Genomic DNA, 16,652 nt, shown 5'->3' with positions numbered 1-16,652 from the left:
CTGCGTTTCTGTCCTGTTAAGAAACTCCAGGGTGTGGGACGCCCCACTGGGACGCCCGCATCCCCTTCCCCGCCGGGGATCCCGTACACGCGAGAGGGCCCGGCCGTGGGTCACGGCCGGGCCCTCATGGGCAAGGCGCCCCGGGGCAGGGGGGTCGGGCGCCTCTCCAGGGGGTTGGCGTCAGTGTTCGGAGGCCTTCTCGGCGCCGACGCCGGTGAGCGAGCGGACCTCGATCTCGGCGTACTTGGCGGCGTTGTACTCCTTGCTGAGGATCGTGCCGAGCCAGCCGCACAGGAAGCCCAGCGGGATCGAGACGATGCCGGGGTTGCTCAGCGGGAACAGCACGAAGTCGGCCGTCTTGAACAGCGCCGTCGGGCCGCCCGAGACCACCGGCGAGAAGATCACCAGCACCAGGGCGGAGACCAGGCCGCCGTAGATGGCCGCGACCGCGCCCGCCGTGTTGAACCTCTTCCAGAACAGGCTGTAAAGGATCGCGGGCAGGTTGCCCGAGGCCGCCACCGCGAACGCCAGCGCCACCAGGAACGCCACGTTCTGGCCCTGGGCGAGGATGCCCAGGCCGATCGCGACGGCACCGATCACGAAGGCGGAGATGCGGGCCACCACGACCTCCTGGCGCTCGCTGGCCTGGCCGCGCTTGAAGACGTGCGCGTACAGGTCGTGCGAGAAGCTGGAGGAGGAGGCCAGGGTCAGGCCGGCGACCACGGCGAGGATCGTGGCGAAGGCCACGGCACCGATCAGCGCCAGCAGGATCGTGCCGCCGACCGGGCCGAAGATCTCCTGGCCGATCTGCTGGGCCAGCATGGGGGCGGCGGTGTTGCCGGCCGCGTCGCCTTCGGCGATCCTCGCCTTGCCGACCAGAGCCGCCGCGCCGAAGCCGAGGACCAGGGTCAGGAGGTAGAAGACGCCGATGATGCCGATGCCCCACAGGACGGACTTGCGGGCGTCCTTGGCGGTGGGCACGGTATAGAAGCGGATGAGGATGTGCGGCAGGCCCGCCGTGCCCAGGACCAGCGCCAGGCCCAGGCTGATGAGGTCGATCTTGCCGGCCAGGCCCTGCGCCTCGGTGCCGTACTTCAGACCGGGGCTGAGGAAGCTCTCCGGGTTGGCCTGCGGGCCGCTGACCGTGGCGGCCTGGCCGAGCAGGGCCGACAGGTTGAAGCCGAAGTTGGCCAGCACCAGCACCGTCACCAGGGCGGCGCCGCCCATGAGCAGCACGGCCTTGACGATCTGCACCCAGGTGGTGCCCTTCATGCCGCCGAAGACCACGTACACGATCATCAGCGCGCCCACGCCGACGATCGTCCAGGCCTTGCCCGCGTCACCGGTGATGCCGAGCAGCAGGCCGACCAGCGCGCCCGCGCCCACCATCTGGGCCAGCAGGTAGAAGATGCTCACCACGATCGTGGACACGCCCGCCGCCGTGCGGACCGGGCGCGGGCTCATCCTGAACGCCAGCACGTCGGCCATGGTGAACTTGCCGGAGTTCCGCATCAGCTCGGCCACCAGCAGCAGCGCCACCAGCCAGGCGACCAGGAAGCCGATCGAATAGAGGAACCCGTCGTAACCGGACAGCGCGATGATGCCCGCGATGCCGAGGAAGGAGGCGGCCGACATGTAGTCGCCGCCGATCGCCAGGCCGTTCTGCACGCCGCTGAACGACCGGCCGCCCGCGTAGTAGTCGGCGGCCGTCTTGGTCTGGCGGCTCGCCCAGAACGTGATCGCCAGGGTGGCGGCCACGAAGGTGAGGAAGAGGATCATCCCCAGGGTCGTCGAGCTCACTGAGTCTTCTCCTCCACCTCGTGGCGCAGCTTGTCGGCGATCGGGTCGAGCTTCTTCTCCGCGTGCCTGGCGTACGCCCACGCGATGAGGAAGGTCGAGACGAACTGCAGCAACCCGAGGACCAGCCCGACGTTGATCTCACCGAGGAGTTTGATCGCCATGAAGCCGCGCGCCCATCCGGACAGCACCACGTAGAGCAGGTACCACGCGAGGAACGCCACGGTCATCGGGAACGTCCAGCGACGGAACGCCCTTTTCAGCTCCTGGAACTCACTGCTCTCCTGTACTTGTTCATAGACCGACGCGTCATGTTCTCTTGTCGTCACGAGACCTCCACTGTGATGCGGATCACGCCCAACGTAAGAGCGCAACCTACCCGCCGTGGAGATCCGTAGGTGGGTCGTTCGGTGAGCCGGTGCCGTCCGGCGCTTAGTTGGGGATGGCCTGCGGTGAAAGGTCTGTATCGCGCGATGAGCGGTCGGTCATGCCATTCACCCCTTTACGGCCCCCGCCGTCAGGCCCTCCACGATGTAGCGGCGGATGGCGGCGAACAGGACGAGGGTCGGCACCACCGAGACCACCGTGGCCGCGGCCATCGAGCCCCAGTCGATGTCGTACTGCGTGATGAAGGAGTTCATGGCCACCGGGATGGTCTTGGAGTCCTCGCTGTCGATGAAAGTGATCGCCAGGAACAGCTCGTTCCAGCACTGCACGAACGCGAAGATGAACGTGGCCGCGATCCCCGGCAGCATGACCGGGATCACCACCCGCACCATGGCCGCCAGCCTCGAGGCGCCGTCCACCTGCGCCGCCTCCTCCAGCGCCACCGGCACCCGCTCGTAGAAGCCACGCATGATGATCGTCGAGAACGGCACCAGCATCGCCACGTACACCAGCATCAGCCCCGCCAGCCGGTTGAGCAGGTCGAGGTCGGACATCAGCAGGTAGAGCGGCCCGAGCGCGATGAACAGCGGGATCATCTGCGTGACCAGGAAGGCCAGCATCAGCGCGCCGCGGCCGGGGAAGGCGAAGCGGGCCAGGGTGTAGCCGCCCAGCACGCCGACGGCGGTCACCACGGCCGCCGCCACCAGGGAGACCAGGAGCGAGTTCAGCAGGTACGTGCCGAAGTCGGCGAACTCGAACAGCTCGGCGTAGTGCTCGAAGGTGACGTTCGCCGGCCAGTACCGCAGCGGCACCGAGAAGATCTCCGGCTTGGGCTTGAGCGAGGTGACGACGATCCAGTAGAGCGGGAACAGGGTGATCAGCAGCCAGGCGCCCAGCACGACGACCTTGGCGACCGTGCCCAGACGCCTCATCGGGCCTTCTCGAATCGGGTGGCGTTCAGGTAGAAGATGCTGAAGGCGAGCAGGAGGGCGAGGATGAGCAGGCCCACCGCGCCCGCCCTGCCGTAGTCGCCGCCGATGACCTGCTGGATGAGGAAGGTCGTGATGATGTCGGTGCTGCCGGCCGGGCCGCCGCCTGTCATCGCGTAGATGAGGTCGGGGAAGTTCAGGATCCAGATGATCCGCAGCAGCACGATCAGGGCCAGCGTGGGGCGGATGTGCGGCAGCGTCACGTGCCAGAACCGGCGCAGCCGGGAGGCCCCGTCCACGGCCGCCGCCTCGTACAGCTCGCCGGGCACCGACTGCAGCGCGGCCATGATCATGATGGCGAAGAACGTGACGCCGTACCAGATGTTCGCCACGATGACGGACGTCATCGCCCACCCCGGCGAGGCCAGGAAGCCGATGCGCTCCTCGATCAGCCCCGCCTTGAGCAGCAGGTCGTTGACCACCCCGAACTGCCCGTTGAACATCCACCGCCACAGCAGCCCGATCAGGAACCCCGACATGGCCCACGGGAAGAACACCCACGCCTGGTAGAGCCCCCGCCCCCGAAAGTGCCGCCGCAGCAGCAGCGCCAGCCCGAAGCCCAGGAAGAACTGGAAGAACAGCGAGACGGCCACCCACGTGCCGGTGTTGCGCAGCGCCGTCCAGAACCGGTCCTCGGCCAGGACGGCGCGGAAGTTCTCCAGGCCGGTGAACGGGGTGGAGGTGAGGTCGAACAGGTTGTAGCGCTGGAACGCGATCACCGCGCCGCGGACCATCGGGTAGTACGTGAACAGCACCACGAACACCACGCCCGGCAGCAGGCACAGCGCGATGAAGCGGGCCCTGCGGACGGTGAACGTCCTCATGAGACCTTCTTGGCCTGGTCCACCCAGAAGGTGTCCCACGCCTTGAGCACCTCGGCGGTGGTCTTCTTGCCGGTGATCAGGGCCTGGATGTCACGGTCGGAGTCCACCAGGAACTGGCTCCAGCCCGGGTAGTCCACCGGCCTGATCGTGATCACCTGCTTCGGGTCCTGCTGGGCCTGGAGGTACGCCTTCCACGCGCCCTGGGAGAACTGCGGGTCGCTCTGCGCCTGCCTGGAGATCGGGATGAGCGAGTTGCCCTTGGCGAAGGCGATGCTCTGCTTGGCCTCCGACAGGAACTGCACCAGCTTGACGGCCTCCTTCGGGTGCTCGCTGAAGGAGGTCACGCCCCAGCCGGCGTAGCCGACGGGCTGGTAGGCGTACCCGGTGGGGCCCTTGGGGATCGGAGCGGTGGACCAGGCCGTGACGCCGCTCTCCTCGACCGTCTTGATCACCTCGGGGTCCTGGATGAGCATGCCGGTGACGCCCGAGGTGAAGCCCTGGACCATCTCGGGGTAGCCCCAGGACACGGAGTCGGGCGGGGAGGTCTCCTTGAAGATCTTGACGAAGAGGTCGAGGGCCTGCGTCGCCTCGGGGGTGGAGAAGATCGTCCGCTTGTCCTTGAGATAGAAGGATTTTTCGGGATTTAGTGCGTCGCCGTTGTAGGCGCTGATCATCATCACCGCGTAGTCCGCGCCGCCCTTGCCACCCCTGAACGAGTAGCCGTACCGGTCGCCGGAGGTCATCTTCCTGCCGGCCTCGTACAGCTCCTGCCAGGTGGCCGGGGGCGCGGTCATGCCGAAGTCCGTTCGGTAGAACAGCGTGCGCTGGTAGAACCCGTACGGGATCAGGTACGCCTTGCCCCCGACCTCCACCGCCTTCTTCTGGGCCAGCTCGGTCAGGTCCTGCCAGCCGGGCCAGCCCGTGGTGGGCAGCTCGGCCAGCCAGCCGTTGTTGGAGAAGGACTTGGCCGTGTGGTCGCGGACCTCCAGCACGTCCAGGCCCTTCTTCGTCTGCAGGATCTGGGTGATCTTCTGGTCGGCGCTGTCGAGCGGCGGGGAGATGAGCTCGACGGTGACGCCCGGGTTGGCCCGCTCGAAGTCGGCGATGAGGGACTTGATGAGCTTCGTACGCTCGGGGCCGGTCAGGCTCTCGATCATCCGCAACCTGATCTCGTCCGGCGAGCCGGACGAGCCCGAGCCGCAGCCCGCGAACATCAGCGTGACGACGGCGGCCGTGGCCGCCAGGACGGGGTTTCTCATGTCGAGCCTCCCGCAAGGTCAGACAGCGCTGTCAATCACGTTAGGCGGACATTCCCTCCAGGGCCAGACCGAGATCCTTGATCAGGACCTCCGCGGGCTCCAGCCCGACCGAGAGCCGGACGAGGCCGACCGGGATGCCCATGGTGGCGCGCACGCTCTCCTCGGTGGACAGCGCGGGCGCGTTCACCAGGCTCTCGAACCCACCCCACGACACCCCGATCCGAAAATGTCGCAACCTGGAGAGGAAAGCCCCGACCTCCGGCCGGGACTCCGTGTCGAGTTCCAGGCTGAACAGGCTGGAGAAGCCGGACATCTGCCGCACCGCGATCGCATGCCCCGGATGCGACGGCAGCCCCGGATGGTTCACCGAGCGCACGGCCGGATGGTCCCGCAGGAACGCCGCCACCGCCAGGCCGCGCTCCTGGTGCGCCGCCATCCGCACCGGCAGCGTACGCAGGCCCTTGATCACCTTGGCCGCGTCGTGCGGCGACATGGCGGCCCCGTAGAGCTGGTACTCGGTCAGCGCCAGCGGCCTGATCAGCCGCGCGGGCCCCACCACCACCCCGCCCACCAGGTCGCTGTGCCCGCCGATGTACTTCGACAACGAGTGCACCACCAGGTCCACGCCCATCGTCAGCGGCTTCTGGAACAGCGGCGTGGACCACGTGTTGTCCATCACCGTCACCAGCCCCCGCTCCCGCGCCCACCCGGTCACCCCGGCGATGTCCACCACGGCGTAGGCCATGTAGGAGGGGGACTCGAAGTAGAGTAGGCGGGTGCTCGGCCTGATAGCGCTGTCACCTTCCTCGAGGTCCCTGACATGCGTATGCGTGACCCCGAACTTCTCCAGGTAGCGCAGGAACTGCGTGGTCGGCCCGTAGACCGCGCCCAGCACCAGCACGTGGTCGCCCGCCGACACGAGCGAGGAGATCGTCGCCGAGATCGCGCCCATGCCCGACCCGAAACACTTGGCCCGCTCTCCCCGCTCCAGCGCGGCGAGCTTACGCTGGGCGAGATCAACCGTCGGGTTGGTCCCCCGCCAGTAGACGTAACGCTCGTCCTCGTTCCTGACGGCCTCGCCCAGCTCCTCCGCCGTCGCGAACGTGAACACCGAGTTCTCGAACACCGGCGGGTTGACCGCGCCCAGCATCCAAGGCTCGTCCTCACCCAACCGGCCACAGATCCATTCATCATCCATGGGGGCACACTATGACAGCGAGGGAGTGCCACCGCCTGGAGGAGCGACGCGCTCCGCGACAGCGGACCGAGCGGCAGCGCGGCGACCAGAGCGGGCAAGCGCGTCCGGCGACCCGGCGGTTGAGCGGAGCGGAGCGATGAAGCGCGGCAAGCCGACCATGGCGGACGTCGCCCGGCAAGCGGGGGTGAGCCTCAAGACCGTCTCCCGCGTCGTCAACCAGGAGCCCCACGTCCGGGCGTCGTTGCAGCAGCGCGTGCAGGCCGCGATCAACGCGCTCGGCTACCGCCGCAACGAGGCCGCCGCCCGGCTGGCCAGGGGCGCCACCATGCTGACGCTCGGGCTGGTGATGGAGAACATCTCGAACGAGTTCTACTCGCGCCTGGCCGCCGCCGTCGAGTCCGCCGCCGCCGGTCACGAGGCGCTGGTGGTGTTCGGCTCGTACGAGGAGAGCGCCGACAAGGAACGCATGCTGATCGAGTCCATGTACGCCAGGGGCGTGGACTCCCTGATCGTCGTGCCCTCGGCGGCCGACCACTCCTGGCTGGCCGAGTACGCCGGCCTCACCACCGTGTTCGTGGACCGGGTGCCGCCCGGCCTGGACGGGGCCGACGTGGTGCTGCTCGACGACGTGTGGGGCGGCCGCATCGCCACCGAGCACCTGCTCGCCCGCGGCCACCGCCGGATCGCGCTGATCTCCGACGACGACGGGATCAGCTCGGTGCACGACCGCGCGACCGGCTACCGCGCCGCCCTGGCCGGCGCGGGGGTGCCGGCCGACGAGGAACTGGTGGTGCGCGAGCTGTACGACCCCGGCCGGGTCTCGGGCGAGGTCACCCGGCTGCTCGACCTGCCCTCGCCGCCCACGGCCTTCTTCGCCACGAACAACCGGGCGGCCATCGGCATCCTCCAGGCCCTGCGCGAGCGGCCCGAGCGGCCCGCGTACGTGGGGTTCGACGACTTCGCGCTGGCGGACGTGTTCAACCCGGGCGTGACGGTGGTCCGCTACGACACCGCCCGCCTGGCCCGCGCCGCCGTGGACCTCCTGCTGAGCCCGTCGCCGGCGGCCCGGCGCATCAAGGTGCCGGTGGAGCTGGTGCCGCGCGGCTCCGGCGAGCTCCCCCCGGGCCTGACCTAGCCGTCGCGTCCGGCCTCGTAGGACTCGCGCAGGACGGTGGCCAGCTCGTCGGCCAGCTCCGGGGTGGCGGCCACGACGCCGCTCCACCGCCTGGTCAGGTCCGTGTCCAGCTCGACGGCCCGCCCGAACACGTCCCTGACCGCCCCGCCCGCCGCCTCGGCCAGGACGACGGAGGCGGCGAGGTCCACCAGCCGGTGCGTGTCGGTGGCGGCGTCGGCGAAGGCGTCCGTCGCGCCCTGGGCCACCAGGGCGCCCTCCAGGCAGCTCGTGCTGAGGATCCGCACGCGGGCCGCCCGCCGCGCCACCTCCCACCAGGCGGCCGCCGCCCCCGGGTTGGCCGGGTGGGGGCGCAGGAGGGAGACCGCGGCGCCGTCCAGCGCCTTGCGACCGGTCGTACGCAGCGGGGACGGCACGCCCGCCCGGGCCCACCAGCTCCGCCCGGTGTCCAGCCACACCGTCAGCGCCTCGGTGAAGACGCCGTCCTCGGCCACGGCCGCCGAGAACGCCGACAGGGGGACGCCGGCGGCGGCGTTGGCCGAGCCGTCCACCGGGTCGAGGACGAGGGTCAGTGCCGAGCCGTGGTCCACCCAGCCGGTCTCCTCGGTGAGGACGTTGACCGGGTGCCGGGCCAGGGCGGCCAGGATCGCGTCCTCGACGAGCACGTCGATGCGCATGGTCGGGGTGCCGTCCGCCCCGTCGGCCACGACGGCGGCCAGGGTGGCGCGGTCGTGCTCGGTGGTGGCGGCGGTGTAGGCGTCCAGCGCCGCCGAGGCCGCGGCGGCCAGGGCCGGATGCGCCTCCACGGGCACCCCGGCGCCCCACCCCCGCGCATTCCGCACCCCGGGCATCGGCGTCCCCTCTCCTCCCGGCATCCGCGTCACTGTCCTACCCCCGCGAGCAGCGCGGAGTCACCGGCCGTGACCGTGGTGCGCACCGTCGGCCACCCGCGTTCGACGGTCACCACCGCCAGGTCCCCGCGCTGCCCCGCCACCAGCGCGCCCCGGTCCGCCAGCCCCGCGACCGAGGCGGGCCCGGAGGTGACCAGTGCCACGGCGCGCGGCAGCGGCACGATCCCGAGCGAGGCCAGCCGCAGCGCCGCCGCCAGCGGCGTGGAGGGCAGGTAGTCGCTGGACAGCCCGTCCACCAGCCCGGCCGCCACCAGCTCCGCGGCCGACACGTTCCCCGAGTGGGAGCCGCCGCGCAGGACGTTCGGCGCGCCGGCCACCACCCGCAGCCCGCGCTCGCGGGCGGCCCTGGCGGCCTCCGGCGTGGTGGGGAACTCGGCGACCGCGACCCCGTTGGCCACCGCGGCGTCGATCTCGTCCGCGGTCACGGGGTCGTGCGCGAGCAGCCGCGCCCGTCCCCTCGCCGCCAGCTCCGCCAGCCGCCCGAGCGCGACCTCCCGGTGCCCGATGCGCGTGTCGCGCTCGGCCACCAGCGTCTCCACCCGCCGCTGGGCCTCCTCGGGGGAGATCCCCTCGGTGCCTTCCAGCCAGCGCCGGTACACGGCCGAGTCCCGGTACTGGCCCTGCCCGGGCGTGTGGTCCTCGAAGGACACCAGTGGCGGCGGCACGGGCGTACCGGACAGGCAGGATTCGAGGGCCGCCAGGCCCTCGGGGTCGCGGGCGTCGAGGCGGTAGAGGACGCGGTGGTCCACCAGCGCGTGCCCGGAGGCGGAGCGCTCGCGCAGCGCGGCGTCGATGCGGCGCGCCCGGTCCACGGTGCGGCCCTTGCGGTTGTGCGACTCGAACGCCACCCCGTGGAACACCGTCGTGATGCCCGCGGCGCGTACCCGCCCCTCGAAGCTCGACACGGCGAATCCGACCTCGAACTCCGCCGACGGCCGGGGCCGCAGCTCGGTCTCCAGCCCGTCGGAGTGGGTGTCCACGAGGCCGGGCAGCAGCAGCGCGCCGCGCAGGTCCACGGCCTCGGCGGGCACGGCGCCCGGCCGCGCCTCGCCGACGTGGGTGATCAGCCCGCCCTCGGTGACGACCAGGGCGTCGTCGACGACGCGGTCGGGCAGGACGGCCTTGGCGTGTGCCAGCACCTTCATCGGGCAACCTCCACAGCAGAGTTCCGCAGGACGTCGGCGGGCGCCCCGCCGGCGGCGACCAGGCCGTCCTCCAGCACCACCACGCGGGTGGCCAGCCGTTCGATGGCGTCGAGGTCGTGGAAGACGGACAGCACGGCCACGCCGGCGCCCGTCAGGTCGGCGATCATGGCCAGCACCGCCTCCCGGTTGACGGGGTCGAGCGCGGAGACCGGCTCGTCGAGCAGCAGCAGCCTGGGCGGCGAGATGGTGCCGGCGGCCAGGTTCACGCGCTGCTTCTGGCCGCCCGACAGGACGGTGGTGTGCATGGCCCACAGGCGCTCGTCGATGCCCAGCCTGCGCAGGGCGGCCGCGGCGGCGTCCGTGGCGGCGTCCGGGTCCAGGCCGCGGGCGGCGCCGGCGCGGGCGACCACGTCGAGCACGGCCCGCCGCGGCTCGGCCCGCAGGAACTGCGAGACGTAGCCGAGCTCCCTGCCGCGCAGGTCGGCGACCTGGGCGTCGGGCAGCCCCGCCAGGTCCACGACCTCGCCGGAGGAGGTGCGCAGCAGGATCCGCCCGGCCGTCGGCACGTACGTGCGGTAGACGCAGCGCAGCAGCGACGACTTGCCCGCCCCGGACGAGCCGGCCAGCGCGACGTGCTCGCCGGCGGCCACGTCCAGGTCCACGCCGCGCAGCGCGCCCACGGTGCGGCCGTCGATCGTGTGCAGGGTGAAGGACTTGACCAGCTCCCTGATCCGGAGAACGTTCATCCGCGCGCCGCCGCCACGAGCCGCTGGCTGTACGGGTGCTGCGGGTCCTCCAGCAGCTGGTCGGTCAGGCCCGTCTCCACGACGCGGCCGTGCTGCATCACCATCACCCTCCTGGTCAGCATCTCGATGACGCCGAAATCGTGGGAGACGACCACGGCGGCGACGCCGAGCCGTTCGAGCAGGTTCCTGAGCAGGTCGAGCACGCCGGCCGCGACGGAGGCGTCCAGGCCGGTGGTGGGCTCGTCGAGCAGCAGCACGGGCGGCCGGTTGGCCAGCGCCTTGGCGATCTGCACGCGCTGCCGCATGCCGCCGGAGAACGTGCGCACGGGGTCGTCCATGCGCGACAGCGGCACCTCGGTCAGCTCCAGCAGCTCGGCGGCCCGTTCCCTGATGCGGCCGAAGTGCCGGCCCCCGGCGGCGGTGAGCCTCTCGGCGATGTTGCCGCCCGCGCTGGTGTCCAGGTCGAGCCCGTAGGCCGGGTCCTGGTAGACGACGGAGACGCGGTCGACGCGCAGCCGCCTGCGGGCGCCGTCGTCCAGCGCCAGCACGTCCGTCCGGCCGTCGTCGTAGCCCCGCAGGTACGCGCTGCCCCGGCTGGGCCGCTCGTCACCGGCCACGCAGCGCATGACCGTGGACTTGCCCGAGCCCGACTCGCCGACGATGCCCAGCGCCTCCCCCGGCGCCACCTCGAAGGCGACGTCCCAGGCGGCCACCACGGCCCCGGTCGCGGGCGAGACCGAGGTGCCGTGCTCGGGCCCGGTGCCGGGCAGCGAGCGCGGGTCCTGGTCGCCGTAGACCCTGCCGAGCCCGTCCACCTTCAACGCCCAGCTCATCGTTCCCTCTCCCTGTTACGCGTGCAGAAGTCCGTGTCGCTGCACACCCACGTCACGGACCCGTCCGTCGCCGGCACCTCCACCAGGTACGACTCCTCGCACCCGCAGTGCCGGCAGGCGGCGCCGGGCGTGTGCTCGACCTCGAACGGGATGTCCTCGAACACCAGCGGCTCCACCTCGGTGTGCGGCGGCACCGCGTAGATCCGCTTCTCCCTGCCCGCCCCGAACAGCGTCAGGTGCTCGGTCCTGTCCAGCTTCGGCACGTCGAACCTGGGGATCGGCGTGGGCGAGATCAGGTACCGGCCGTTCACCATGCAGGGGTAGCCGGCGGTCTTGGTGACGACGCCGTTGCGCACGACGTCCTCGTACAGGCCGACCCACATGCGCGAATAGTCGGCCTCGGCGTGCATCCTGCGCTGCTCGCGCACGTCGTGCTCGACGGCGCGCAGCGGCTCCGGCACCGGCACCTGCAGCACGAGCGTCTGGTCGGCGCGCAGCGGCGTCTCGGGGATGCGGTGCCTGGACTGGATCAGGCTGGCCTGCCGCGTGTCGGTCTCCTCCTCGCAGCCGACGTGGCCGACGACCAGGCGGCGCAGGTTGGAGGCGTTCACGCCGCCGTCCTCGCCCTGGTCGATGACCTTGAGCCGGTCCTCGGGGCCGACGAGGGCCAGCGTCACCTGGAGGCCGCCGGAGCCCCAGCCGCGCGCCACCGGCATCTCGCGGGAGCCGAACGGCACCTGGTAGCCCGGCACGGCCACGGCTGTGAGCGCGGCCCTGCGGACCTCGCGCTTGGACAGCTCGTCGAAGATGCCCCTGGGGGCGCCGTCCCCGGCCAGGTCGGTGATCGTCCTCATCGGGCCTCCTCCATGGCCGCGCGCACCGCGCGCTTGCGGTCGAGCACCGACCTGAAGTCCACGTAGTGGGGCAGCTTGAGGTGCTCCAGGAAGCCGGACGCCTCGATCCCGTCGAGGGTCAGCAGCACCTCCTGCTCCAGCTCCGTACGGCCGCCGTCGCGGTGCACCAGCAGGTCGAGGCCGGCCATGGCGATGGCCTTGCGCTCGTTGTGGCCGAAGCACATGCCGTAGCCCAGGTCGAGGCGGCTACGGTCCTCCTCGGCGCGGTCGAGGTCGTCGATCGTCTCCACCTCGGTGACCCGCACCTCCGCGACCGTGACCGGGTTGCCGGTCAGAGGATGGCTGACCCGTACGGGGAGAGTGCCGTGGCGTACCTCGCCGGGGAACTCGTGGTTGTGCCTGCCCGGCTGGAAGGTGTTGGAGTACCACAGGTGCACCAGGGCGCCCGTCTCCGCTCTGGCCATCGCGGTCAGGCGGGCCGAGCGGGGGACTCCCGGGCGTACGGGCGAGCGGGTGATGTCGTACGGGTCGGGGTCGCCGTCCGTACGCCTCTCGACCAGCATGCCCATGGAACGCAGCAGGCCGAGCAGGCGCGGCGGCCGGCGCGGGTCCTCACCCCCGGCGTGCCCGTGCCCGTGACCGTTCGCGTGGCCGTTCGCGTGGCCGTTCGCCGGGGGCTCGGCGGGTTCCTCGGCGCGGGCCCTGGCCTGCTCCTCCGGCATCAGGTCGAGCAGGCGGCCCACGTAGTCGAGGGTGCGGCCGAGCAGCTGGCTGCCGGGCGGGTTGCGGAAGGCGGGCGAGATGCGGCGCGAGACGCGCAGCTCGTCGGCGTGCACCGGCTCGGAGTAGGCCACGCGGGGCAGCGTCGAGCGGTGCGCCCTGATGAGCTGCGCCGCCTCCTGCACGTCGCCCTCCGACTGGCGCAGCGCCCTGGCCGCCAGCTCGGGGGCCCACAGGCCGCCCTCGCCCATGATCCGGTCCACGGCCAGCCGCAGCCGGCCGGTGATCTGGTCGATGGCCAGCCAGTCGCTGGAGCCGCCGTAGCGGTGGCGTTCGACGAGCCGCTCGGCGGCCAGGATGGCCTCGTGGCCGCCGCTGGCACCTGAGTAACCCATGGTCAGTGGTCTCCGTTCTCGATCTCGATGCGGGTGCTGCGCGGCAGCCCGGCCACGGTCCCGTCCTGGGCGACGAGGAACGTGTCGACGCCCGCGGGGAAGCCGGCGTTGGCGGCGGCGAGCGCCTCGAAGACGTCACGGGGCAGGCCGGTGACGCACAGCCGCCGCGTCCCGGGCACTCCCGGCCCGCTGAGCGTGAGGACGACCGCTCCTGGAACGTTCCCGGAGTCCTGTCCCAGGCCGTCGACGGCGACGACCAGCCGCGTCCCGAGCTCGGGGTGCATGGCGTCACCCCTGGTCAGCCCGGCGATCTCGGCCGCGGCCGGTGGGCGGAGCGCCACCACCATGCGGGCCCGCTCCGGCGGGGCGGGCGGCGCGGACGTCCCCAGGTGCAGGGCGCGCGCCCAGTGCTCGTCGCCGGGCGCGGTCAGCACGGCGGTCGGCACCTCGACGTCGGCCAGCCCGGCGGCCACGGCCAGCGCCACGGGCCCCTCGCCGCGACTCTCGCCGCGCCCCTCTCCGTGCCCTGGCCCCTCTCCGCGCCCCACGACGTCGAGCACGCCCGGCCTGGACAGCACGTTCAGCAGCGCGCGGAAGTCGGCCTGGGCCTGCGCCGCCGTCGGCGTCACCGCGCGGACGTGGACGCCGATCCCCTGGACGGCGGTGACGGTCATGTCAGCTCCTCGAAGGCCACGCGGGTCATCGACACCTCGGCCCACTCGGCGGCGTCCTCCCTGGCCCGCCGCTCGGCCACGGCCGCGCACAGGGCGTGCACGTCGCCGGCGGCCGGCAGCCCGGCCTCCGCCGCGGCGTCCAGGAGGGCGGCGGCGAGGGCGGCCACGCGGTCGTCGCCGCCCCGCATGCACCACCCGGCGGCGCCCGCCACCTCGACGGTGCACGAGGTGACGAGCACCTCGCCCAGGTGGAAGCGCTCCTCGGCCACCGGCTCGCGCACGGTGAGCATCACCATCCCGACCTCTGGCCGGCGCAGCACGGTCGGCTCGCCCAGCTCGCCGGACTGGAGCAGGCGCTCGGCGAGGGGCAGCAGCTCTCCGGGAGTCGCGGAGGCCAGCAGCCCGGCCCGCTCCTCCCTACTGATCAGGTCGTTCAATGGGTTTCCTCTTCGATCTCGAAGGTGACGTCGAGCACGTCGGGCCGCAGGTACGTGCGGGCGTACTCGACGTACGGGCCGCCCGCGGCGCGGTTCACGCTCTCGGCCAGCCAGACGGGGCCGCGGCTGCCGCCGGTCAGGTGCTCGGCGATGCCCTGCGGGGGCACGTCGAGGCTGATCCGGTAGCGGGCGCGGACGACGGTGAGCCCGTAGCGGCGGCGCAGCACCCTGTGCAGGGAGACCTCGTCGCCGAGCTCCCTGTCCAGGTTCAGCAGGGGGCGCCGGGGCAGGACGCTGGTGGCGTACGCGGCGACCTCGCCGTTCACGCTGAACACCCGCTCGACCGTCCACACGGCCGCGCCGGGCTGGAGCTGCAGCCTGGCCCGTTCCTGCTCGACCGCGCGCCGCACGCCGCAGCTCACCAGCCGCGACGCCGGCTCGGCGCCGGCCAGGCGCACGGTCTCGCTGAACGAGGGCGGGAAGTGCGCGGAGATCACGTACTCCACACGCCCCCGCCTGAAGGTGCCGACACCCTGGACGCGGCGCACCAGCAGCCGCCGCTCCAGCTCCTGCAGGGCCGCGCGGGCGGCGGGCCTGCTGACGTGGAAGCGCTCGGCCAGCACGTGCTCGCTCGGCACCTGCGCGCCCACGGGCACGTGGGCCAGCTCCGCCTCCAGGATGTCGGCCATCTCCAGGTAGCGCTGCGTGCTTGTCATGACAAGCAGCCTCGGCGAGCTTTCTGACCGGGAGGTGAACGGCGGGCGACGCCGCATGAGCGCACAGGTCATCAACGCAGGACGGATCGCAGCCGGGCCGAGACCGCCTCCACGGCCAGGACCAGCAGGAACACCGGCAGCACGATGGCCGTCACCACGTCGTACCCGAGAGCCCTGATCTGCTGGCTCAGCGCGAAGCCGAGCTCGCCGGCCCCGACGATGCCGAGGACGAAGAAGGCCCGCAGGTTGACGTCGAGCGCGTACAGGGTGGTGGCCGTGAGCCGGGGCGTGAGCTGGCCGAGCACGGCCACGGTCAGCTCCTGGCCCGGCCCCGCCCCGGCCGAGCGCACGGCCTCGCGCGGCCCTGCGCGCAGTTCCTCGGCGTCGTCGGCGACGAGCTTGGCGACCAGGGCGGCCGTGAACACGGCCAGCGCCAGCGTTCCCGCGACGGGCCCGTCCATCAGCCCGAACGCGGCCACGAACACCAGCACCAGCAGCAGGTCGGGGATGGAACGCAGGCCGACGAGCAGGACACGGGCGGTCAGGCGCACGCCGTCGCCGGGCGCCACGGCGCGGGCGGCGGTCAGGCCGAGCGGGATGCCCGCCAGGGTGCCGAGGAAGGTGGCGCCGAGCGCGATCGCGACCGTCTCCAGCAGGCCCTCGCCGAGCGAGCCGGCGATCGGCCCGAAGTCCGGCGGGAAGAACTCGCCGAGCGCGCGCACCGATCCGGCGGCGGCGTCGGCCAGCGCCGCCGGGCTCGCGCCGACCCGCCAGAACGCCACCGCCGCCAGCACGATCGCCCCCCATCCGGCCAGGTGCGCGGCGGTCCTGCCGCGGGTCCACGGCACGCGGACACCCCGCACGGGAGGTACGGCCTTGGCCCGCCCGGCGCCGAGCAACTGCCCGCGCAGGCCCACGGAGACCGCCTCGACGAGCAGCACGACGGCCACGGTGACCAGCGCGATCCCGACGGCCTCGCGGTAGTCGGTGAACCCGAACGCCGTCTTGAGGTCCAGCCCGATGCCGCCCGCGCCGACGGCGCCGAGCAGCACGGAGCCGCGGAAGTTGATGTCGAGCCGGTACAGGACGGCGGCCACCCAGGCGGGCGCCACCTGCGGCAGCACGCCGGCCAGGAGCCGCTGCCCCGGCCCCGCGCCGGTGCCGGCCACGGCCTCGCGCACCCCCGTGTCCGCCTGCTCGACCGCCTCGGCGAACAGCTTGCCCAGCATGCCCACGGAGTGCAGGCCGAGCGCCAGCACGCCGGGCAGCGGGCCGATGCCGATCGCGGCCACGAAGAAGACGGCGAACACCACATCGGGGACGGCCCGGCACGCCACGATCACGGCCAGCGCCGCCGGCCGCACGACCTTCCGCCAGGCGCCCGGCCCGCCGGCCCTCTCCCGGCCCTTCGAGGCGGCGAGCACCCCCAGGACGGCGGCCAGCACCGTGGCCAGCGCGGTCCCCGCGATGGCCATCCAGAGCGTGTCGAGCACGTGCGCGAACGTGGTGGCGGGGTCGCCGAGCGTCGGCGGCACGGCCCTGGCCAGCAGCGCGACGACCTCGCCGAACCCGCTGACCAGCCCGCCGACGCCGACGCCGAGGTGGCCGAGCGCGAGCACTCCGAGCGCCACGAAC

General features: G+C 72.3%; 17 protein-coding genes. 1 reads left to right on the top strand and 16 read right to left on the bottom strand.

Annotated elements, in window-relative coordinates; translation table 11 throughout:
- Positions 1–180 precede the first annotated feature (180 nt).
- From HD593_RS15790 to HD593_RS15765, 6 genes are all read right to left on the bottom strand, one after another.
- Positions 181–1,779: a solute symporter family protein gene (locus tag HD593_RS15790; protein WP_185111881.1), complete on the bottom strand. Its 1,599-nt coding sequence runs from the start codon at positions 1,777–1,779 to the stop codon at positions 181–183.
- A 17-nt stretch (positions 1,780–1,796) separates the two neighbouring features.
- Positions 1,797–2,126: a DUF485 domain-containing protein gene (locus tag HD593_RS15785; RefSeq protein ID WP_185102882.1), complete on the bottom strand. Its 330-nt coding sequence runs from the start codon at positions 2,124–2,126 to the stop codon at positions 1,797–1,799.
- A gap of 165 nt (positions 2,127–2,291) precedes the next feature.
- Complete coding sequence (locus HD593_RS15780; protein WP_185102881.1) at positions 2,292–3,116, bottom strand: carbohydrate ABC transporter permease; 825 nt, start codon at positions 3,114–3,116, stop codon at positions 2,292–2,294.
- A complete protein-coding gene (locus HD593_RS15775; RefSeq protein WP_185102880.1) occupies positions 3,113–3,997 on the bottom strand; it encodes a carbohydrate ABC transporter permease in 885 nt (294 codons plus the stop codon). The genes HD593_RS15780 and HD593_RS15775 overlap by 4 nt, the downstream gene beginning before the upstream one ends.
- Positions 3,994–5,256, bottom strand: coding sequence for an ABC transporter substrate-binding protein (locus HD593_RS15770; RefSeq protein ID WP_185102879.1), 1,263 nt, complete (start codon positions 5,254–5,256; stop codon positions 3,994–3,996). Before HD593_RS15770 ends, HD593_RS15775 begins: the two co-directional genes overlap by 4 nt.
- A 40-nt stretch (positions 5,257–5,296) precedes the next feature.
- Entirely contained in the window at positions 5,297–6,454 is a 1,158-nt protein-coding gene (locus HD593_RS15765; RefSeq protein ID WP_185102878.1) for a trans-sulfuration enzyme family protein, read from the bottom strand.
- Between the two features lie 136 nt (positions 6,455–6,590).
- On the opposite strand from HD593_RS15765, the gene HD593_RS15760 reads away from it, so the two are divergent.
- On the top strand, positions 6,591–7,589 hold the full coding sequence (locus HD593_RS15760) for a LacI family DNA-binding transcriptional regulator (RefSeq protein WP_185102877.1): 999 nt from the start codon (positions 6,591–6,593) through the stop codon (positions 7,587–7,589).
- On the opposite strand, the gene HD593_RS15755 is transcribed toward HD593_RS15760, so the two are convergent.
- From HD593_RS15755 to HD593_RS15710, 10 genes are all read right to left on the bottom strand, one after another.
- Positions 7,586–8,461: an inositol monophosphatase family protein gene (locus HD593_RS15755; RefSeq protein WP_221524779.1), complete on the bottom strand. Its 876-nt coding sequence runs from the start codon at positions 8,459–8,461 to the stop codon at positions 7,586–7,588. The two genes, HD593_RS15760 and HD593_RS15755, sit on opposite strands and share 4 nt — an antisense overlap.
- A gap of 5 nt (positions 8,462–8,466) precedes the next feature.
- A complete protein-coding gene (locus HD593_RS15750; RefSeq protein WP_185102875.1) occupies positions 8,467–9,642 on the bottom strand; it encodes an alpha-D-ribose 1-methylphosphonate 5-triphosphate diphosphatase in 1,176 nt (391 codons plus the stop codon).
- On the bottom strand, positions 9,639–10,388 hold the full coding sequence (locus HD593_RS15745; RefSeq protein ID WP_185102874.1) for an ATP-binding cassette domain-containing protein: 750 nt from the start codon (positions 10,386–10,388) through the stop codon (positions 9,639–9,641). The genes HD593_RS15750 and HD593_RS15745 overlap by 4 nt, the downstream gene beginning before the upstream one ends.
- A complete protein-coding gene (locus HD593_RS15740; protein WP_185102873.1) occupies positions 10,385–11,221 on the bottom strand; it encodes an ATP-binding cassette domain-containing protein in 837 nt (278 codons plus the stop codon). The genes HD593_RS15745 and HD593_RS15740 overlap by 4 nt, the downstream gene beginning before the upstream one ends.
- A complete protein-coding gene (locus HD593_RS15735; protein WP_185102872.1) occupies positions 11,218–12,075 on the bottom strand; it encodes an alpha-D-ribose 1-methylphosphonate 5-phosphate C-P-lyase PhnJ in 858 nt (285 codons plus the stop codon). The genes HD593_RS15740 and HD593_RS15735 overlap by 4 nt, the downstream gene beginning before the upstream one ends.
- On the bottom strand, positions 12,072–13,190 hold the full coding sequence (locus tag HD593_RS15730) for a carbon-phosphorus lyase complex subunit PhnI (protein ID WP_185102871.1): 1,119 nt from the start codon (positions 13,188–13,190) through the stop codon (positions 12,072–12,074). The genes HD593_RS15735 and HD593_RS15730 overlap by 4 nt, the downstream gene beginning before the upstream one ends.
- 2 nt (positions 13,191–13,192) lie before the next feature.
- Positions 13,193–13,864, bottom strand: a complete 672-nt coding sequence (phnH, locus tag HD593_RS15725) for a phosphonate C-P lyase system protein PhnH (protein WP_185102870.1) — start codon at positions 13,862–13,864, stop codon at positions 13,193–13,195.
- A complete protein-coding gene (gene phnG, locus HD593_RS15720; RefSeq protein ID WP_185102869.1) occupies positions 13,861–14,301 on the bottom strand; it encodes a phosphonate C-P lyase system protein PhnG in 441 nt (146 codons plus the stop codon). Before phnG ends, phnH begins: the two co-directional genes overlap by 4 nt.
- Positions 14,298–15,017 (bottom strand): GntR family transcriptional regulator, encoded by a 720-nt coding sequence (locus HD593_RS15715; protein WP_185102868.1) that lies wholly within the window; start codon positions 15,015–15,017, stop codon positions 14,298–14,300. Before HD593_RS15715 ends, phnG begins: the two co-directional genes overlap by 4 nt.
- Positions 15,018–15,088: 71 nt before the next feature.
- Positions 15,089–16,648: a PhnE/PtxC family ABC transporter permease gene (locus HD593_RS15710; protein WP_185102867.1), complete on the bottom strand. Its 1,560-nt coding sequence runs from the start codon at positions 16,646–16,648 to the stop codon at positions 15,089–15,091.
- Positions 16,649–16,652 lie beyond the last annotated feature (4 nt).

Origin of the sequence: Nonomuraea rubra, from assembly GCF_014207985.1 — a bacterium.
Classification (GTDB): domain Bacteria; phylum Actinomycetota; class Actinomycetes; order Streptosporangiales; family Streptosporangiaceae; genus Nonomuraea; species Nonomuraea rubra.
The sequence above is the reverse complement of the archived record's forward strand: the minus strand, read 5'-3'. Positions and strand labels throughout refer to the sequence as shown.